Consider the following 16,700-nt stretch of genomic DNA (forward strand, 5'->3'; position numbering starts at 1 on the left):
GGCGATGCTGTCGCTGGTCACCACAGCCCTCTGCCTGCTGTGGCCGCTGGCCGCGCTGGCCCAGGATGTGGCCGCGGCGGGCGGCCCCGGAGCGGCCATCAATGTCGATCTCGGCACCGGCGCGGGACTGACCGAGCGCGTGGTGCAACTGGTCGGGCTGATGACGGTGCTGTCGCTGGCGCCGTCGATCGTGATCATGACCACCAGCTTCGTCCGCATCGTCGTGGTGCTGTCGCTGCTGCGCACAGCGCTGGGCATGCAGCAGGCGCCGCCTAACGCCGTTCTGGTGTCCCTGGCCCTGTTTTTGAGCGCCATCGTCATGGCTCCGACATGGCAGGACGCCTATGATTCGGGCATCCGACCCCTGCTGGATCAGCAGATGGAGCTGCCCCAGGCCTTCGACGCGGCGTCGGAACCTGTGAAGACTTTCATGCTCGGTCAGGTCGGCCGCGACGACCTCGCCCTGTTCACTCGACTGTCCAATGTGGAGGCGGAAACCCCCGTCGCCGACCTGCCTCTCCGGGTGGTCACTCCGGCCTTCATGATCAGTGAGTTGAAGCGGGCGTTCGAAATCGGATTTCTCCTTTTTGTTCCGTTCCTTGTGATCGATCTGGTGGTCGCGAGCGTGCTCATGTCGATGGGCATGATGATGCTCCCTCCGGTAGTAATTTCCCTCCCGTTCAAGCTTATCTTTTTCGTGCTCGTTGACGGCTGGAGACTGGTCGCAGGCAGCCTTGTGGAGAGCTTCCAGCGGGCTTCGGGCAGCGGATAAATCCCCACCCCATGGGGGTTTGGACGGCAAAGGCGCTTGCCAAGGGCCACAAAAGCGGCGTCAATCCGTCCGTCATCGCCCTTGAATTGGGGGGCGAGCTTCAATCGGGAAACGACCCACAATGACCACTCAAGCCGAACTCATCGCCGCCGTCGCCAAGGACGCGGGCGTCTCGCAAGCCGACGCCGGCAAGGTTCTGACCGCCATCGTCGAGAACATTCACAAGTCCCTGAAGTCGGGCGGCGACGTGCGCATCTCGAATCTGGGCGTGTTCGACACCGCCGCCCGCGCCGCCCGGGAAGGCCGCAATCCGGCCACCGGCGCGACGATCAAGATCGCCGCCTCCAAGGCCGTGCGCTTCCGCGTGTCGAAGCCGCTCAAGGACGCGGTCAACAAGTAAGCAGGATCAGGCGGCGGGCCGATCAGGCCCCGTCGCCGCCGCAACTTGAGGACGGGCGGGGGCCGCGGGTCGGTCTCCGCCCGTTTTGCGTCTCATCTCGGCCTTCATGGTCGCGACCCAGCCGGCGAACGTGTCGGCCGACGCCGCCAGGGCGGCGAAGTCGGCGGCGGAGGCCCCCTCACCCGTCCCCGGGTCGAGCGCCACCGACAGGGCTGGCCTGGCTCGCGCGCCCGCTACAAACGGCTGGTAATTGCGCGACAGTCGCGTCAACGCAGCCTGATCTTTCCCGAGGGAATAGCCGACGCCGGCGCGGATCAACCGGGCCTCTTCGGCCGCAGTCAGCGCGGCCGGATCCCTGAAGCGTTCGCCGAGCCGGGCCTCGTAGAGGGCGGCCGACTCGGCCCATTTCTCCTGTTTCCACAGCACCTCGGCGCGGACCTCACGGGCCTCGGCGCTCGAGTCCGAGCCCAGCACCTCAAGCGCGTGATCGTAACGGCCGAGACCGGCCAGCGCCCGCGCCTCCAGCGCCCGGCGCTCGGCGTTGAGCGGTGCCGGCAGCAGGGTGGTGCGCGAGGACCAGAGGGCCTGCAGGGCGGCCTCTGGTTGACGGTCCATCAGATAGACGGTGGCGAGATCGGTGGCGACCTGGGCCTTGGCGACACCCTCAAGGCGATTGTCGACCTGGTATTTCAGCAGTTCGGCGGCCTGGTCGAGCAGATCGACATCGACCAGACGCCGCGCCAGACGCCGAACCATCTCGTCGCCGTCCGCGCCGATGGGCGTCAGTTCGCGGAAATCGTAGAACAGTCCCAGCGCCTGCACTGGCTGCAGACCGTCGGCGCCGCCCTCAAGGAACAGCATCCGGAAGGCCTGACCGAGGTCGGCCTGAATGTCGGCGGCGCCCTCCAGGCGGCTTAGGCTGGGCCCGGCTCCCTTGAGCGCGGTCAAGGCTTCCCGATAGAGCCCTTGAGACAGGTAGAGCTGGCCCAGTTGGCGGATCACGGCGAGTTCGGTGGCGTCCCCGCGCCAGCGCCAGCGCAGGCTCTCCAGGGCGGCGGCGCCGTCGGCGGGCTTCATCGCTCCCTTGGCCAGCGACAGGCGCACGACGGCCAATTTCGCCGGCACCGCAATGGCGTCCACAGGGGCCCGGCCGATGACGGTGTAGATCGCCAGGGCGCGATCGGACTGGCCGTCGAGTTCGAACAGTTTTGCCTGAACCAGCCGCGCGGTCAGCTGATCGGCGGCCGGAGCCTCCTGGCTGAAGCTGTAGGCGAGCAGGGCGCGTGCCGCGTCGAGGTCGCCGGTCTCCAGCGCCGACAGGGCGTGGGCGGCGCCGAAACGGGCGCGCCAGGCCTGCGGGAAAGCGTCGACGGCCTTGGCCCCCGCGGCGAAAGCCTGGCGGGCGGCGACGTGATCACCCCGGGCCGACGCCATATAGCCGCGCCACACGGCGGAGGCGGGATCTCCGGCGACGGCGGCAGAGGCGAAATCGCCCTGGGCCTCGTCGAAGCGGCCGATGGAGGCGCGCGCGGCCCCGCGCAGGCCACGCACCTCGGGCTCGCCCCCCATGTTCGGCGCCTTGGCGACGATGGCGTTGAGGACGCCGACCGCCTCATAACCGAGGCCCGAACCGACGAGGAAGCGGGCGAAGGCCAGACGCGCCTCGACCGGGGCGCGGGGATCGTCGCCGGCGGCCATCGCTTCGGCGGCGGCGGCGTTCTGCATCTGACGATAGCGGGCCGGGAAGCCGGCATGGCCGACATCAGCCCACTCGCCGAGGATCAGGCCGGGATGACGGGCGCGAACCGGTGCGCCGGCGGCGGCGGGCGCCGCGTCCAGACCCGCGGAGGGAGACGACAGGGTCAGGCCGCCGGGGCGGCTGAAGGTGACGAGGTCGCCGTCGGCATGGACGGCGAGGTCGGTAGCCGCCGTCTCGACGGCGAGGCCGTGGGCGGTCGGGAGCAGGGCCAGATCCACAGTCTTGCGACGATCCGCGAAGCCCTTGCCGGGCGCCAGGGCCGTAACGGCGGCGAAGCGATCCCCGACCAGCGGGTCGGTCAGCCAGACGGCCCGGGTGGCGCCGGCCATGCGGGCGACCAAGGCCGGCTTGCCAGTGTCGTCGCGGTCAATCCGCACCCCCGCGACAGCGATCGGAGGACCACCGATGGTGACGGTCCAGGTCGACCCGTCGGCGGTGGCGGAAACAGGCGTTCCGGCTGGCGCGGCGAGGCGGACGGCGACATGGTCGGGTCCGGCTGTCCAGTGCGCGTCCGAAGCGGGTCCGAGGTCGGCGGCACCGGACATGTCGAGCCGGGCGGGCGTATCGAAGACGATCCACACAGCCTCGCCGCGACGGAACACGGCGGCGCCGACGGGGGCGGGCCACTCAAAGGACAGGCTGACCTTCCCGGCCGAGGTTTGGGCGACCACTGGCACCGGGGTGCTGGCGGTGGCGGCCTGCGCCGCGGGCGCGACCGCCGGGGCTCCGGCGTAGAGGTTGAGATAGACCGCCCCGTCGGCGCTGCCTGAACGGGCGTCGGCGCCTTCGGCGAGCGTGAGGACCAGTTCGGTGGCGCCCTGAACTGCGCGGGTCTCGACCTTCTCGACTCCCTTGGGCGGGTCGACCTTGAGGCGCGACACATCGGGGGCGGCGGTCGAACCGATGCGGACGATGATCTGGTCGCCCTCGCGTCGCACCCGGGACCGGGCGCCGATGACGCCGGCGAATTCAATCCGGGTGAACTCGGAGTTGGCGCCGATCCGAATGGTGATCGGATCCAGGGCGGCGCTGGTTTCCTGGGCCAGAGGCGCCAGGGGCGCGAACGCGACCGCGCCGGCCGCGGCGGCGACGACGGTGGTTCGCAGTATGCGCTTTGACGGGGCCCCGGACATGCGCGCGCACCCTCGCGCGCGTCGCCTTTCAACGCGGTTAACGGTTGGTGACCGCGCGCTCCATCATCCGCAGGGCGACCCGCAGGCATTCCAGCCGCACCGGGCCGCGGCCGATGTCGCCGAAATGGTGTTCCTCGAGCACCGTGGGGGCGCCGACGGCGGCGACGGCGAAATGGACAAGGCCCGGTTCGTCGCCCGGTCCCGCGGCCCCCGCGAAGCCGGTCACGGCCACGGCCACGCCGGCGCCGGAACTCCTCAGCGCCCCCTCGGCCATGGCTCGCGCCACCGGCTCGGACACCGCGCCGTTCTGTTCGATCAGGCGCGACGGCACGGCGACCTCCTCGGCCTTGGCCTCGTTGGTGTAGACGACGTAGCCGCGCTCGAAGGCGTGGGAACGGCCCTCGACATCGGTCAGGACCGAGGCGATCAGCCCGCCAGTGCAGCTCTCGGCCGTGGCCAGGGTCAGGCCCCGGTCGCAGGCTTCCTTCAACACCCGGTCGATCAGGGCCTCGACGTCGTCGGGAAGAGCGGGGCTGAGGGTTTCGGTCATGAACGCGCAACGGCCACGCTCGCCGCCGTGTTCCCCGCGACAATCCGGCCGGTTGTCCCGCCCCCTCTCCGGGCCGACATCAGGGCCTCCAGACGTCAGGACGCCGCCGTGACCAAGCCCGACTATCCGCCCCTGAAGACCCTCTCGACCGGCCTGCCCTGCCGCTGTCCGCGCTGCGGCGAGGGGCCGCTGCTGGAAGGCTATCTGACCATCCGCGATGCCTGCCCGGCGTGTGGCCTCGACTATGGGTTCGCTGAGCCGGCGGACGGTCCGGCCTTTTTCGGCATGAGCCTGGTCGGGGTGGTCGGGATGGCCCTGTTCATGTGGTTCGAGTTCAGCGTCCACCCGCCGGTCTGGGTGCATATGGTGGTGACCATGCCGCTCCTCGCCCTCGCCTGCCTCGGCGTGCTGCGGCCGCTGAAGGGCTGGCTGGTCGCCGAGCAATACGTCCACAAGGCCGCCCCGCCGGAGTTCAGCAGCGTCGGCAAGCACGGCGAGGGTTCGAAATGGCGCTGAGCGCCGGCTCCGGACCTACCAGCGCAGCGCGAACCGGCCTGCCACCGCGCCGATGACGCCCGCCGCGGCGATGCCGAGGGTGTACCAGGTCGCTACGAACGCGGCGGTCGATTCCGGGCAGTGCAGCACGCCATAGGCGGTCGCGGCCACGGCGCCGGCCGCTACACCGAGCGCCATGCCCGCAAAGGCAGGACGGGTCGGGGCCAGGGAGCGCGCCGCGAGGAAGACAGGGAGCGCCGCCGCCGCCGACACCATCAGGATATTGGGACCGCAGACCGTCCAGGTCTGGCCCAGCCAGACGGCCATGCGCTGGCCCGACGGGGCAAGCGCCAGCTCGATCGCGCCCCACACGGCGGCGATCGCGACCACGCCCAGCAGGGTCAGTAGCGGAGTGCGGGTGTCAGCGCCCGGCCGACCGGCCCTGAGACCGAGCCACAGCGCCGCGGCGGCGAGCGCGGCCGTGTATAGCCCCTTGAACATGAGCGCGGGGGACGACAGCACCTCGGCAAGTTGGTGTTGAACTCCGAGCAGGACGGTCACGGCCGCGATCGAGGCGATCCCCGCAGCGGACAACAGCCACGGGTTCAGCCGGGCCGGGCGTGCGGGCTGCAGGCCGGCGGCGAGGGCGTCGATCAGGTCGTCAGTTTTCATGGGACACGCTGGCCGCCAGGGCCTTCATTGAACGATGGACGCTGACCTTGGCCGCCCCCTCGGTGCAGCCGTTGCGAGCCGCCGCCTCGGCCAGGCTGTAGCCGCCGATGCGGACATCCTCGATCAGGCGGCGCTGGCGCAGGGGCAGGATCGACAGCACCTTGGCCAGATCCCGCCGCACCACGCCGTCCTCGACCGAATGTTCCGCCAGCAGCACTTCCGCATCCTCCAGCGGGACGTGCACCCGTCGCCCCTGGCGCCGGTAGTGGTCGATCAGCTTGTAGCGCGCGATGGCATAGGCCCAGGCCGTGAAGGCCAAGGACCGGTCGTAGGTCGCCCGCTTGGCATGAATGGCGATCAGACAGTCCTGCACAAGGTCCTCAACATCGGCCTCAAGACCGGTTAGCCGACGCCTGAAAAACGGGGTCAGGGCGCCGCGCAGTTCGGTCAACAGGGCGCGCCAGGCGACAGGGTCTCCATCGAGGCCCCGCAGCATCAGGCGCTTCAGCTCGGCTTCCCTGTCCACCACGCTCTCCTGTTCGCGCGGAACCGGGTGAAGGTTACACCCCCGGCCTCACCAGCAAAAATTTTTCCTGGGGCCGTAACCGGGGCGGAGGCGGCGTCGAACCCTCTCCTGTCAGGCCGCGCCACAACGGACCCGGCCCAGCTCAGGAGACGACTCATGACCACCCCTACCCAACTCCTCCTCGGCGCCGGCGCCCTGCTCGCGCTCGGCGCCCACGCCGCCACCGCCCAGGAGCGGCCCGCCCAGGCTCCCGAGAGAGAGATGGAGAAATGCTACGGCGTCGCCCTCGCGGGCAAGAACGACTGCGCCGCGGGTCCGGGCACCAGCTGCGCCGGCACCTCCACCCGCGACTATCAGGGCAACGCCTGGAAGCTGGTTCCCAAGGGCACCTGCACCAGCATCACCACGCCCCGCGGCAACGGTTCGCTGACCCCGATCGCGAACCGCTGATGACGAGCCTTCCGACCGCCGGCGTGAGCCTGAAGCCGCAGCATTTCGCGGAGGCTGAGGCGTGTCCGGCGGTCGGCCCCCGTCGCGGCCTGTGGTTCGAGGTCCACCCCGAGAACTATATGGTCGCCGGTGGACCTCGCCTGCACTGGCTTGACCGGGTTCGGGCGGTGCGCCCCTTGTCCCTTCACGGCGTCGGCCTGTCCCTCGCCGGCGACGAGCGGCCAGACCGTGACCATCTCGCCCGCTTCCGGGCCCTGATCGATCGCTTTCAACCCTTTCTGGTTTCAGAGCACCTGGCCTGGTCGCGGCGGAGCGGAGTCTATCATCCCGACCTGCTGCCGGTTCCCCGGAGCCGCGAGATGCTGACCCTGATCTGCGCCCACGTCGACGAGGCCCAGTCCGCGCTGGGGCGGACCCTGCTGATCGAGAACCCGGCCGCCTACCTGCGGATGGCCGGCCACGACTGGGACGAGGTGGATTTTCTGGCCGAGATCGCGCGGCGCACCGGCTGCGGCCTGCTGATCGACGTGAACAACGTCCACGTCAGCGCCTGCAATCTCGGCCAGTCGGCCGAGGACTGGCTCGACCGCGTACCGGCGGCGCTGGTCGGCGAAATCCATCTGGCCGGTCATCGGCCGGACCCGGTCTGGGGCGAGGATCTGCTGATCGACAGTCACGACGCGCCGGTCAGCGAGACGGTCTGGCGCCTGCACGAGCGGTTGCTGGCCCGCATCGGACCGCGTCCCACCCTGATCGAGCGCGACGGCCAGGTGCCCGCCTTCGACCGGCTGCTGGAAGAGCAGGCGCGGGCGGCCGGCGCCCTCGCCTCGACGAGGACGCCGGCATGACCGCATTCCACCACGCCTTTTCGCAGGCGCTGGAGGGCCATTTCGACGACCTTTGGCCCCACCTCGACCCGGACGACCGGACGCTCGGGGCGATCGCTGTCTACCGGAATACCGCGATCAAGGCGCGGATCGACGCTCTGGAGGCCAATTTTCCCACGGTCTCCCGACTGGTCGGCGACGACTGGTTTCGGGCTGCCGCGCGCGAGTTCGTCGAGGACAATCCCGGCGATGATCCCGCGCTGGCCGGCTTCGGCGAGGGCTTCCCCGCCTGGTTGGCCGCCTTCGAGCCGGCGCTGGGTCTCCCCTATCTCTCGCCAATGGCGCGGTTGGATCGCGCGTGGACGGAGGCGCATGTGGCGCCCGACGCCGACCCGCTGACGCCGGCGCGAGCGGCCGCGGCCGGGCTGGCCCTGACCGCCGCCCCGGCGCGCTTGCACCCGTCCGCCCGGCTTTTCTGGTTCGACTGGACGGCTCCGTCCCTGTGGCTGGCTCACCGCGAGCCCGAGGGATTCGAGGACCTCCCTTGGCGGCCCGACGCCGAGGGCCTGCTGATCCACAGGCCCGGCGCCGAGGTGATCGCCCGCCGCCTGAGCCGCGCCGAATGGGCCTTCCTCGACGCCGCCCGCGACGGCCGCCCGTTCGGGGCCGCCGCCCTTTCCGCCCGGGCCGCGCAGCCCGCCGTCGATGCCTCCGCAGTGTTCGCCGGGCTGCTGGCGGCCGGCGCCTTCGATTCCATCTGCCTCCGGAGCTTAAAGCCATGACCGCCATCGCCCGCTTCCACGACCGCGTCACCGGCGCCATCCCGGAGTGGCCGCTGGCCCTGCTGCTGCGCATCGGCGTCGCCGCGCCCTTCTTCCTGTCGGGTCGGACCAAGGTGGACGGCCTGCTGACCATTTCACCGTCGACGCAGTACCTGTTTGCTGAAGAATATCGCGTGCCCCTGCTCCCGCCCGAGACGGCCGCCCTGATGGCGACGTACGCCGAGCACCTGCTGCCGGCCCTGCTGGTTCTGGGTCTCGCCACCCGGTCTGCGGCCCTTGGCCTTCTGGCGATGACCTTGGTGATCCAGGTGTTCGTCGTGCCCGGAGGCTGGCCCACGCATCTGCTCTGGGCCGGGCCGCTGATCTACCTGATCGCGCGCGGCCCCGGCGCGGCGAGCCTCGACCGCCTGCTGAAGCTTGACTGAGGGATGGATGGCGACCCCGGCAGGACTCCAACCTGCGACCTCGGCTTTAGGAAAGCCTTGCTCTATGCAGCTGAGCTACGGGGCCATCGCCGGCTGACCTAGCGGCTCGCGGCGCGGGGGGGAAGCGGCCGAAAATGGAAAATCGCGCCGGCCTCTGTGGCCGGTCGCCCCCGCCGCCCCGGAGATGCGGCTTTGCATTGTGGTTAATCGCCGTTGAGATACAATATCTTGGGGTGAACAAACCCCGAATCGGGCCGTGTCGGCGATTCGGTCCTGATTCGTTTCGCCCCTGTTCCGCTGGCATGAGCTTCGCCGTTTACGCCCGCCGTTTACGCCCGACGGAATCGCTCCGGCGGCGCTTGAGGAACCGGGCGGGAAGAGCCACCTTTTCAGCATCATGAGCGACCGCGCCACCGGCCTGGCCCCCTCGCGCGTCATCGCGGTGCTGGGGCCCACCAACACCGGCAAGACCCATCTGGCGGTCGAGCGGATGCTGGGTCACGCCTCGGGTATGATCGGCCTGCCGCTGCGGCTGCTGGCGCGCGAGATCTACGACCGGATCGTCAAGCGGCGCGGGGCGGCGGCGGTGGCCCTGGTCACCGGCGAGGAGAAGATCGTCCCGCCGCGCGCCGTCTATTTCGTCTGCACCGTCGAGGCCATGCCGATGGAACGGTCGGTCGAGTTCCTGGCGGTGGACGAGATCCAGCTGGTCGCCGATCCCGAGCGGGGCCACGTCTTCACCCAGCGGCTGCTGCACGCGCGCGGCCGGTTCGAGACGATGTTCCTGGGCGCCGGGACCATGGCCCCGCTGATCCGGTCGCTGGTCCCCGATGTGGAGATCGTGTCGCGCGAGCGGCTGTCGACCCTGTCCTACGCCGGATCGAAGAAACTGACCCGCCTGCCCGCCCGCAGCGCGATCGTCGCCTTCAGCACCGAGCAGGTCTACGCCATCGCCGAACTGATCCGGCGACAGCGCGGCGGGGCGGCGGTGGTGATGGGCTCGCTGTCGCCCCGCACCCGCAACGCCCAGGTCGAGCTGTTTCAGTCGGGCGAGGTCGATTTTCTGGTCGCCACCGACGCCATCGGCATGGGGCTGAACATGGAGGTCGACCACGTCGCCTTCGCCGGCCTGAGGAAGTTCGACGGGCGGCGCACGCGCTGGCTGCACGCCCATGAGATCGGCCAGATCGCCGGGCGGGCGGGTCGGCACCTGAGAGACGGGACCTTCGGCGTGACCGGCGAGGCGCTGGATCTGGACCACGATCTGGTCGAGCAGGTGGTCGAGCACCGGTTCGACCCGGTCGAGGCGGCGGAGTGGCGCAACGCCCGGCTGGACTTCGACACCCTACCCGGCCTGTTGCGTTCGCTGACGGTGACGCCCGGCGTGCGCGGTCTGAACCTGACCCAGCCGGCGCTGGACGAGACCCTGCTGCGGCGGCTGATCAAGGACGAGGACGTGGCCCGGATCGGTCGCTCGCGCGGGGCCATCATGAGACTGTGGGAGGCCTGCCAGCTGCCCGACTTCCAGAAAACGACGCTGGACGAGCACGCGCGGCTGGCCAGGGAGATTTTCGAGGCGTTGACGGGAAAGCGGGGGCGGCTGACCGCGGACTGGGTCGCGCCCCGCTTCGCCGACCTCGACCGCGACGACGGCCAGATCGATCAACTGTCGGCCCGACTGAGTGGGGTCAGGACCCTGAGCTACATCGCCAACCGCCCGGACTGGCTGGATCAGGCCCAAGGCTGGCGTGACCGGACCAGGGCGCTGGAGGAGCGGCTGTCCGACGTGCTCCACGAGCGGTTGACGGCGCGCTTCGTGGATCGTCGCACCACCGCCCTGATGCGGGCGCTCAACGTGCGGGAGGATGCGGTGGCGGACGTCAACCCCGACGGCGCGGTGGTGGTCGAGGGACACGCGGTCGGGCGTCTGACCGGTGTCGACTTCCAGATCGACAAGGGCGGCAGTGCGCTGGAGGACAAGGCGCTGCGGCATGCCGCGCGGCAGGCGGTGACGCCCGAGATCGCCCGGCGTCTCGGCCGGCTGGCGGCCGACGGCGACGAGGCCTTTTCGGTGACGCCGGCCGGGGCCGTGCTGTGGCGCGGCGCGCAGGCCGGTCAGATCGTGGGCGGCGACTGGTTCGCGCCCCGCGTCCGGCTGCTGGGAGACCTCGGCCCGACGGCGGCGCGCGAGCGGGCCCAACGGCGGCTCGAGGCTTGGCTGGCGGCCGAGGCCGGGCGGGCGCTGCGGCCGCTGCGGCGGCTGAGGTCCGCCGTGGAGAGCGGCGCCCTGAAGGGCCTGCCGCGGGGGCTGGCCTACCGGCTGGTCGAGGCGGGCGGCATCGTCGGCCGGCGCGAGGTGGAGCGCGACCTGGCCGCGCTGAGCCAGGTCGAGCGGCGGACGCTGAAGACCTTCGGCGTCCGCCTCGGCGCGCATTCGGTGTGGCTCCCGGCCTTGCTGAAGGGGCGGAGTCCCGCGGTGGCGCAGGCTTTTGTCGCAAGCGAGCCGTTCCGGCCGGGCGCGGCGGCCCTGACCCTGTTGCCGGACCCGCCCCCGTCCGCCCGGCTGTTGTCTGCCTTCGGCCTGCGCGCGGCAGGGCGGTTCGCGGTCGGCGTCGACATGCTGGAATCCCTCGCCGAGCGGCGGGCGCGGACCAAGGGCGTGTTGAGCGAGACCGATCTGGCGGAACTGGGGATCACCGTGGAACAGGCGAAGGCGCTCGCGGGCGCGCTGAAGACGACCCGGGCCCGGCAACCGGATCGCCCCGACCGCAAGCCGAAACCGGTCAAGGATTCGCCCTTCGCGGCCCTGTCGGCGCTGACGGCGCCGCCCGTCCCCGCCCGCCGCAAACGGCCCCGGCGCCGGAAGCCCGCATGAACGAGGCCGTCTGCCGCATCGACGTCTGGCTATGGCGGGCGCGTTTCGCCAGGACCCGCTCCCTGGCCGCGGCCCTCGTGGAACGGGGCGCGATCCGGCTGACGCATAACGGGATGCAGACCCGGCTCGACAAGCCCAGCCGCAGCGTCCATGTCGGCGATGGATTGGTCTTCGCGCTGGGCGGTCGGCTGATCGACCTGACGGTGCGGGGACTGGGTTCGCGGCGGGGTCCGCCCGAGGAGGCGCGGAGCCTCTACGCCCTCCGCGACGCGGGGCCCGGTTGACACCGCCCCCCGCCGGGGTCATCTGCGCAGCCCGTCCCCAGCAACCGCGACCGCTTTCCGCTCAATGACCTACATCGTCACCGACGCCTGCGTGAAATGTAAGTTCATGGACTGCGTCGAGGTGTGCCCGGTCGACTGCTTCTACGAGGGCGAGAACTTTCTCGTCATCGCGCCGGACGAATGCATCGACTGCGGCGTCTGCGAGCCGGAATGCCCGGTCGACGCCATCAAGCCGGACACCGAGGACGAGCCGGATGGCAAATGGCTGATGGTCAACGCCGAATACGCCAAGGTGTGGCCAAACATCACGGTGAAGGGCGCGCCGCCCGCCGACGCCGAACAATTTGAGCGGGAAACGGGCAAGTTCGAAAAATACTTCTCGCCGCAGCCCGGCAAGGGCTCCTGAGACGCCGGACTCCCCGCCAGGCCTCGGCCGCACACTCTCCGGAGAGGATTTACATCCTTTGGTGCGGTGACGCTGTGGACGTTTTGAAATTCCGCAGATTTGTGATAGGTTACTGTCATTGGGTCGGGCGGTCTGCGATTTCTTCGCGCCGCCCGAGTTTGCGACAGAATCCCGTCCATGCAGGCGGGATCGGCCAGAGGTTTGGTGATCCGATTCCGTATTGACGACTGACGTTCCGCGCCGGCGGCTGCTGCCGCGGGACGAGCCCCTGTCGTTTTAACGGATCCGTTTTGCCTGTCTTCCGCGCCGGGAAAGGAATGACATGACGAACAAGACTGGTCTGGAATTCAAGGTTGGCGACGCGGTCGTCTACCCGGCGCACGGCGTCGGCAAGGTGGCGGCTGTCGAGACCCAGGAAGTCGCGGGGATGTCGCTGGAGGTCTATGTCGTGACCTTCGACCACGAGAAGATGACCCTGCGGGTGCCGACCAAGAAGGCCAAGACCGCCGGCCTGCGCTCGCTGGCCGCCGATGACGTCGTGTCCAAGGCCCTGACGACCCTGAAAGGCCGCGCCCGCATCAAGCGCACCATGTGGTCGCGTCGCGCCCAGGAGTACGAAGCCAAGATCAACTCGGGCGACCTGATCTCGATCGCCGAGGTGGTCCGCGATCTGCACCGCGCCGACAGCCAGCCGGAACAGTCCTATTCGGAGCGCCAGCTCTATGAATCGGCTCTGGATCGCATGGCCCGCGAAGTCGCCGCGGCCAACCGCATCGACAAGGACGCCGCCGTCGAGCTGCTCGGCAAGTCGCTGAGCGCCAAGAAGGCCGTCATCGCCGCTGCTGAAGCCGCCGAAGCCGAGGCTGAGGAAGCCGAAGCCGCCTGATCGAGCTTAATCCCTCGATGGACCAGAAACGCCCGCCTTTACGGCGGGCGTTTTGCTGTTCAGACTGGCCGTCGGGAGGATTTGATCATGCTGAACATGGTTACGGCCGCGTTGGTCATCGCTCTGTCAGGAGCCGCGCAACCGTCGCCGGACTGCACAAACGTGAAAGTTTACTTCGAAACCGGCGATGCCAACCTGACCCCCGGAGCGGAGAGTCTCGTTGATAGTACCTACCATACGTTCACACTGATAGAAGACCCGGGCGCGACTGCGACAATCGTCGGTCATATCGATGGCGACGAGCGGGCTCGCGGCCTGACCGCCCTCGATGAGGAACGTGTGACAGCCGTCTGGAGCCGCCTTGAGACCCGCCGCGCCGGAAGCGACGCGCCGTGGACCTTTACGGTCAGCAGTATGGACGACACAGCCCCCGCGCGCGTCGCCTCAGGCCGGGAGCCGCGGAACCGGCGAGTCGAGATCCGCATCTGCCCGATGGGCGCCTGACGCGCGCCCGACTCAGAAATACTCGGCGTTGGCCGGACACTGGGCGCTGATGCGACGGGCGGTGATGGAGGCCGGCAGATAGGGCGTGCCGCGCGCCAGTTGGGCGCCGCCGCGAAAGGTGAAGCTCTCCTGCTGGTAGGTGCCGTTCAGACGCACATTGACCCGGCGGTTCTTGTGGTCGGTGCAGGTGCCCTCGAACCGGGCACTGCCGTTGCCGACCTGACGCACCGGATAGGTGCAGCGCCAACGGCGGGTCGAGAGACCGCCGAAGAAACGGTTGATCTCGCTGGGGCGAACGCATTTGGTCTCCGTGTCGCGCACGCCGACGGCGCTGGTGGTGTATTCCCAGTAGCCGGGCAGGACGGTGTCGGCGCTCGACTGAGCGGTCATCGCGGCCTGCGGCTGGGCGGGCGCGCCGAGGAACAGGGCGCCGGCGACGACAGGGGCGGCGACAGCGGCGACACGGAGGAGGGCGGAAGGCTTCATCAAGGTCCCCGATCTGAAATTCGGTCTCATGACTAGAGGGGATATATGGCGGCAATTGAACGGCGGCTGAACAGCGCCGCCGCGCGCTCCAAGTCTTGACGGGACGAGGACTCCTCCTCTATACGCCCCCCTCTCGCGCGGGATGACCTCCCGCGCGCACCTGTTTCATGCGTCCGCTTCGTCCCGCGGACCGCTCCGAAGGATAGTCAGATGTCGCGTCGTTGCGAACTCACCGGTATCGGCCCGATGGTCGGCCATAGCGTGAGCCACTCGAACATCAAGACCAAGCGCCGGTTCCTGCCGTCGCTGAAGGCCGTCAAGGTGACCTCGGAGGCCCTCGGTCAGACCTTCTCGCTGCGCATCTCCAACGCCGCGCTGCGCACCCTCGACTACAAGGGCGGCCTCGATCCGTTCATCGTCAAGGCCAAGGACGAGCAGCTGTCGGTCGCGGCCCAGCGCATCAAGCGCCAGGTCAAGGCCAAGCTGGCCGAACAGGCCGCCGCCGCCTGATCGGCGAGGACACCCAGATTGAAGGGGCCGGTGGAAACACCGGCCTTTTTCTTGTTTGCAGCGCCCGTGCCGGGGCGACGGAGGCGCACCGGAGCGACCCCGCTTAGCGGTTGCGCCGGCGGTGGCGGTCTTTAGGTTGACGGCGGTCCATCGTCGGGAGTCCTCCGTGTCCGTGATCGCCTGTCGCGCCGCCCTGATGGGCGCAACCCTGTTCGCCCTCGCCGCCTGCGCGTCCAACGGCGGCCATGCCATGGCTGACACGCCGCGCCCGGCCCGCGAGGCTCCGCTCGCCGGTCCGGTTCCCGCCCGTCAGTCGACCGCCTTCACCCTCGGCACCGATCAACCCCGGGCCCCCGAGCAACTGGCGGTGATCTTCGACAAGGCCGACCTGTCGATCAAGGTGATCCCGGACGACAGGGCCATCGACGCCGTCGCCGTGCTGGACTTCACCGCCACCGCGCCGGTCGAGCGGCTGGTGGTCGAGCTGGACACCATACTGACGGTTTCGGAGGTCGACGTGGACGGCGTCCCGGTTCCCCCCGACCGCTGGTCGAACCCTGAGGGCCGGATGTCGGTCGAGTTGGGTCGCACCCTCGCCGCCGGCGAGACGGCGCGGCTGCGCATAGCCTATTCGGGCCGGCCGCGGGTGGCCCCCCACGCTCCGTGGGATGGCGGCTTCGTCTGGGCCACGGCCCCGTCGGGCGAGCCGTGGATCGCCACGGCGGTGCAGCCCGAGGGCTGCGACATCTTCTGGCCCTGCATCGATCATCCGCTGGCCGAGCCGGGCCGCGTCGACCTGCACATCACCGTGCCGTCCAACCTGTCCGCGCCCTCGAACGGCAAATTCCTCGGCACGGTGGATCACGGCGACGGCTGGACGACGTGGAACTGGTCAGCGGCCAATCCGAACACCTACGCCATCGCGCTCAATATCGGGCCGTACGCGGAGGTCTCCGCCGATTACCGCAGCCGTTTCGGCAACGTCGTTCCGATGTCCTACTGGCACCTGCGGTCCGACGATCCGGCCAAGGTGGCGGCGCTGTTCGCCCAGTTCGCGCCGATGATGGACTTCTACGAGGCGACGGTCGGTCCCTATCCGTTCGGCGACGAGAAGATGGGCGTGGTCGAGACGCCGTACCTCGGAATGGAGCACCAGACGATCAACGCCTACGGCAACGAGTACAAGCTGGACGGCCGCGGCTTCGACTGGCTGCTGCACCACGAGTTGTCGCACGAGTGGTTCGGCAACCAGCTGACCAACCGCAACGCCGACGACATGTGGCTGCACGAGGGATTGGGCAGCTACATGCAGCCGCTCTACGACCGCTGGCTGCACGGCGACCGCTTCATGGAAGCCTCGCTGCTCGACCAGCGGCGCGGGCTGATCAACAAATTCCCGGTCGTGTCCGGCGAAGAGAAGTCCGAGGACGAAGTCTACCAGAGCGACCGCGGCCCCGGGCTCGACATCTACAACAAGGGATCGCTGATCGCGCACAGCCTGCGCCTGCTGATCGGCGACGAGGCCTTCTTCCGCTCGGTCACGCGGCTGGTTTACGGCACAGCGACGCCGCGGCCAGGCGAGTTCCAGCCGCGCTACGGCACGACCGACGAATTCCTGTCCATCGTCCACGAGGAGACGGGACAGGACCTCACCTGGTTCTTCCAGGGCTATCTCTACCAGGCGGCCCTGCCCGACCTGCGCCAGACCCGGGCGGGCGGCGAGCTGGTGCTGGAATGGGTGACGGGGAACGGCGGCGTCTTCCCCATGCCGGTCGAGGTCGAGGTCGATGGTCGCCGCCGCACCGTTTCGATGGACGGAGGCCGCGGCCGCATCGCCGCCCCTCCCGGCGCCCATGTGCTGATCGATCCGGACAACAAGGTGCTGCGCCGCTTGGACTTCATTGAGGAATGGAAGGCGGCGGGCAATCACGCGCAACCTTTGCCTTAATCGAGCTTTA

At 69.4% G+C, this 16,700-nt stretch carries 19 protein-coding genes and 1 tRNA gene; 14 read left to right on the forward strand and 6 right to left on the reverse strand.

Features of this window, described 5'->3' with window-relative positions; translation table 11 throughout:
• Window positions 1-4: 4 nt before the first annotated feature.
• Both fliP and HNQ67_RS09155 read left to right on the forward strand, forming a co-directional pair.
• Entirely contained in the window at window positions 5-772 is a 768-nt protein-coding gene (fliP, locus tag HNQ67_RS09150; protein WP_183254838.1) for a flagellar type III secretion system pore protein FliP, read from the forward strand.
• A 121-nt stretch (window positions 773-893) separates the two neighbouring features.
• Window positions 894-1,172 (forward strand): HU family DNA-binding protein, encoded by a 279-nt coding sequence (locus HNQ67_RS09155; protein WP_183254606.1) that lies wholly within the window; start codon window positions 894-896, stop codon window positions 1,170-1,172.
• A gap of 6 nt (window positions 1,173-1,178) precedes the next feature.
• On the opposite strand, the gene HNQ67_RS09160 is transcribed toward HNQ67_RS09155, so the two are convergent.
• Window positions 1,179-4,064, reverse strand: a complete 2,886-nt coding sequence (locus tag HNQ67_RS09160; RefSeq protein WP_183254608.1) for a tetratricopeptide repeat protein — start codon at window positions 4,062-4,064, stop codon at window positions 1,179-1,181.
• Window positions 4,065-4,101: 37 nt separating this feature from the next.
• A complete protein-coding gene (locus tag HNQ67_RS09165; RefSeq protein ID WP_183254610.1) occupies window positions 4,102-4,614 on the reverse strand; it encodes a CinA family protein in 513 nt (170 codons plus the stop codon).
• A gap of 108 nt (window positions 4,615-4,722) precedes the next feature.
• Here HNQ67_RS09165 and HNQ67_RS09170 point away from each other — a divergent pair, with 108 nt between their 5' ends.
• Complete coding sequence (locus HNQ67_RS09170; protein ID WP_343054867.1) at window positions 4,723-5,130, forward strand: DUF983 domain-containing protein; 408 nt, start codon at window positions 4,723-4,725, stop codon at window positions 5,128-5,130.
• A 15-nt stretch (window positions 5,131-5,145) separates the two neighbouring features.
• Here the strand turns inward: HNQ67_RS09170 and HNQ67_RS09175 are convergent, their stop codons facing one another.
• On the reverse strand, window positions 5,146-5,781 hold the full coding sequence (locus HNQ67_RS09175) for an NrsF family protein (RefSeq protein ID WP_183254612.1): 636 nt from the start codon (window positions 5,779-5,781) through the stop codon (window positions 5,146-5,148).
• Entirely contained in the window at window positions 5,771-6,307 is a 537-nt protein-coding gene (locus tag HNQ67_RS09180) for a sigma-70 family RNA polymerase sigma factor (RefSeq protein WP_343054868.1), read from the reverse strand. Before HNQ67_RS09180 ends, HNQ67_RS09175 begins: the two co-directional genes overlap by 11 nt.
• Before the next feature lie 156 nt (window positions 6,308-6,463).
• Between HNQ67_RS09180 and HNQ67_RS09185 the strand changes: the two genes are divergently transcribed.
• The 4 genes from HNQ67_RS09185 to HNQ67_RS09200 are packed head-to-tail and all read left to right on the forward strand — an operon-like array spanning window position 6,464 to window position 8,791.
• Window positions 6,464-6,757: a BufA1 family periplasmic bufferin-type metallophore gene (locus HNQ67_RS09185; RefSeq protein ID WP_183254615.1), complete on the forward strand. Its 294-nt coding sequence runs from the start codon at window positions 6,464-6,466 to the stop codon at window positions 6,755-6,757.
• Window positions 6,757-7,605, forward strand: a complete 849-nt coding sequence (gene bufB, locus HNQ67_RS09190; protein ID WP_183254617.1) for an MNIO family bufferin maturase — start codon at window positions 6,757-6,759, stop codon at window positions 7,603-7,605. The genes HNQ67_RS09185 and bufB overlap by 1 nt, the downstream gene beginning before the upstream one ends.
• The gene (locus tag HNQ67_RS09195; protein WP_183254619.1) at window positions 7,602-8,366 is read left to right on the forward strand and encodes an HvfC/BufC N-terminal domain-containing protein; all 765 of its coding nucleotides are present in this window, start codon (window positions 7,602-7,604) and stop codon (window positions 8,364-8,366) included. Before bufB ends, HNQ67_RS09195 begins: the two co-directional genes overlap by 4 nt.
• Window positions 8,363-8,791 (forward strand): DoxX family protein, encoded by a 429-nt coding sequence (locus tag HNQ67_RS09200; protein WP_183254621.1) that lies wholly within the window; start codon window positions 8,363-8,365, stop codon window positions 8,789-8,791. The genes HNQ67_RS09195 and HNQ67_RS09200 overlap by 4 nt, the downstream gene beginning before the upstream one ends.
• Window positions 8,792-8,799: 8 nt before the next feature.
• Here HNQ67_RS09200 and HNQ67_RS09205 read toward each other — a convergent pair.
• Window positions 8,800-8,876, reverse strand: a tRNA-Arg gene (locus tag HNQ67_RS09205).
• A gap of 312 nt (window positions 8,877-9,188) precedes the next feature.
• On the opposite strand from HNQ67_RS09205, the gene HNQ67_RS09210 reads away from it, so the two are divergent.
• The 5 genes from HNQ67_RS09210 (at window position 9,189) to HNQ67_RS09230 (ending at window position 13,746) form a co-directional block, all read left to right on the forward strand.
• A complete protein-coding gene (locus HNQ67_RS09210; RefSeq protein ID WP_183254623.1) occupies window positions 9,189-11,666 on the forward strand; it encodes a helicase-related protein in 2,478 nt (825 codons plus the stop codon).
• Complete coding sequence (locus HNQ67_RS09215) at window positions 11,663-11,950, forward strand: RNA-binding S4 domain-containing protein (RefSeq protein ID WP_183254625.1); 288 nt, start codon at window positions 11,663-11,665, stop codon at window positions 11,948-11,950. The genes HNQ67_RS09210 and HNQ67_RS09215 overlap by 4 nt, the downstream gene beginning before the upstream one ends.
• Window positions 11,951-12,014: 64 nt before the next feature.
• Window positions 12,015-12,356, forward strand: a complete 342-nt coding sequence (fdxA, locus tag HNQ67_RS09220; protein WP_183254626.1) for a ferredoxin FdxA — start codon at window positions 12,015-12,017, stop codon at window positions 12,354-12,356.
• A gap of 322 nt (window positions 12,357-12,678) precedes the next feature.
• Entirely contained in the window at window positions 12,679-13,242 is a 564-nt protein-coding gene (locus tag HNQ67_RS09225) for a CarD family transcriptional regulator (protein ID WP_183254628.1), read from the forward strand.
• Between the two features lie 87 nt (window positions 13,243-13,329).
• On the forward strand, window positions 13,330-13,746 hold the full coding sequence (locus tag HNQ67_RS09230; protein ID WP_183254631.1) for an OmpA family protein: 417 nt from the start codon (window positions 13,330-13,332) through the stop codon (window positions 13,744-13,746).
• A 12-nt stretch (window positions 13,747-13,758) separates the two neighbouring features.
• On the opposite strand, the gene HNQ67_RS09235 is transcribed toward HNQ67_RS09230, so the two are convergent.
• Window positions 13,759-14,232 (reverse strand): DUF3617 domain-containing protein, encoded by a 474-nt coding sequence (locus HNQ67_RS09235; RefSeq protein ID WP_183254632.1) that lies wholly within the window; start codon window positions 14,230-14,232, stop codon window positions 13,759-13,761.
• A gap of 210 nt (window positions 14,233-14,442) precedes the next feature.
• Here HNQ67_RS09235 and rpmB point away from each other — a divergent pair, with 210 nt between their 5' ends.
• Both rpmB and HNQ67_RS09245 read left to right on the forward strand, forming a co-directional pair.
• A complete protein-coding gene (gene rpmB / locus HNQ67_RS09240) occupies window positions 14,443-14,742 on the forward strand; it encodes a 50S ribosomal protein L28 (protein ID WP_183254633.1) in 300 nt (99 codons plus the stop codon).
• A 250-nt stretch (window positions 14,743-14,992) separates the two neighbouring features.
• A complete protein-coding gene (locus HNQ67_RS09245; protein ID WP_183254844.1) occupies window positions 14,993-16,690 on the forward strand; it encodes a M1 family metallopeptidase in 1,698 nt (565 codons plus the stop codon).
• The last annotated feature ends 10 nt before the right edge of the window (window positions 16,691-16,700 follow it).

Source organism: Brevundimonas basaltis, from assembly GCF_014202075.1.
Lineage (GTDB): Bacteria > Pseudomonadota > Alphaproteobacteria > Caulobacterales > Caulobacteraceae > Brevundimonas > Brevundimonas basaltis.

What these genes read in the sequence shown, in the direction of transcription:
- HNQ67_RS09165 (WP_183254610.1), bottom strand. Translation starts at nt 4,614, where the DNA reads ATGACCGAAACCCTCAGCCCCGCTCTTCCCGACGACGTCGAGGCCCTG.
- HNQ67_RS09195 (WP_183254619.1), top strand. Translation starts at nt 7,602, where the DNA reads ATGACCGCATTCCACCACGCCTTTTCGCAGGCGCTGGAGGGCCATTTC.
- HNQ67_RS09155 (WP_183254606.1), top strand. Translation starts at nt 894, where the DNA reads ATGACCACTCAAGCCGAACTCATCGCCGCCGTCGCCAAGGACGCGGGC.
- HNQ67_RS09175 (WP_183254612.1), bottom strand. Translation starts at nt 5,781, where the DNA reads ATGAAAACTGACGACCTGATCGACGCCCTCGCCGCCGGCCTGCAGCCC.
- rpmB (WP_183254633.1), top strand. Translation starts at nt 14,443, where the DNA reads ATGTCGCGTCGTTGCGAACTCACCGGTATCGGCCCGATGGTCGGCCAT.
- HNQ67_RS09200 (WP_183254621.1), top strand. Translation starts at nt 8,363, where the DNA reads ATGACCGCCATCGCCCGCTTCCACGACCGCGTCACCGGCGCCATCCCG.
- HNQ67_RS09215 (WP_183254625.1), top strand. Translation starts at nt 11,663, where the DNA reads ATGAACGAGGCCGTCTGCCGCATCGACGTCTGGCTATGGCGGGCGCGT.
- fliP (WP_183254838.1), top strand. Translation starts at nt 5, where the DNA reads ATGCTGTCGCTGGTCACCACAGCCCTCTGCCTGCTGTGGCCGCTGGCC.
- HNQ67_RS09235 (WP_183254632.1), bottom strand. Translation starts at nt 14,232, where the DNA reads ATGAAGCCTTCCGCCCTCCTCCGTGTCGCCGCTGTCGCCGCCCCTGTC.
- HNQ67_RS09210 (WP_183254623.1), top strand. Translation starts at nt 9,189, where the DNA reads ATGAGCGACCGCGCCACCGGCCTGGCCCCCTCGCGCGTCATCGCGGTG.
- bufB (WP_183254617.1), top strand. Translation starts at nt 6,757, where the DNA reads ATGACGAGCCTTCCGACCGCCGGCGTGAGCCTGAAGCCGCAGCATTTC.
- HNQ67_RS09245 (WP_183254844.1), top strand. Translation starts at nt 14,993, where the DNA reads ATGGCTGACACGCCGCGCCCGGCCCGCGAGGCTCCGCTCGCCGGTCCG.
- HNQ67_RS09160 (WP_183254608.1), bottom strand. Translation starts at nt 4,064, where the DNA reads ATGTCCGGGGCCCCGTCAAAGCGCATACTGCGAACCACCGTCGTCGCC.
- HNQ67_RS09225 (WP_183254628.1), top strand. Translation starts at nt 12,679, where the DNA reads ATGACGAACAAGACTGGTCTGGAATTCAAGGTTGGCGACGCGGTCGTC.
- fdxA (WP_183254626.1), top strand. Translation starts at nt 12,015, where the DNA reads ATGACCTACATCGTCACCGACGCCTGCGTGAAATGTAAGTTCATGGAC.
- HNQ67_RS09230 (WP_183254631.1), top strand. Translation starts at nt 13,330, where the DNA reads ATGCTGAACATGGTTACGGCCGCGTTGGTCATCGCTCTGTCAGGAGCC.
- HNQ67_RS09185 (WP_183254615.1), top strand. Translation starts at nt 6,464, where the DNA reads ATGACCACCCCTACCCAACTCCTCCTCGGCGCCGGCGCCCTGCTCGCG.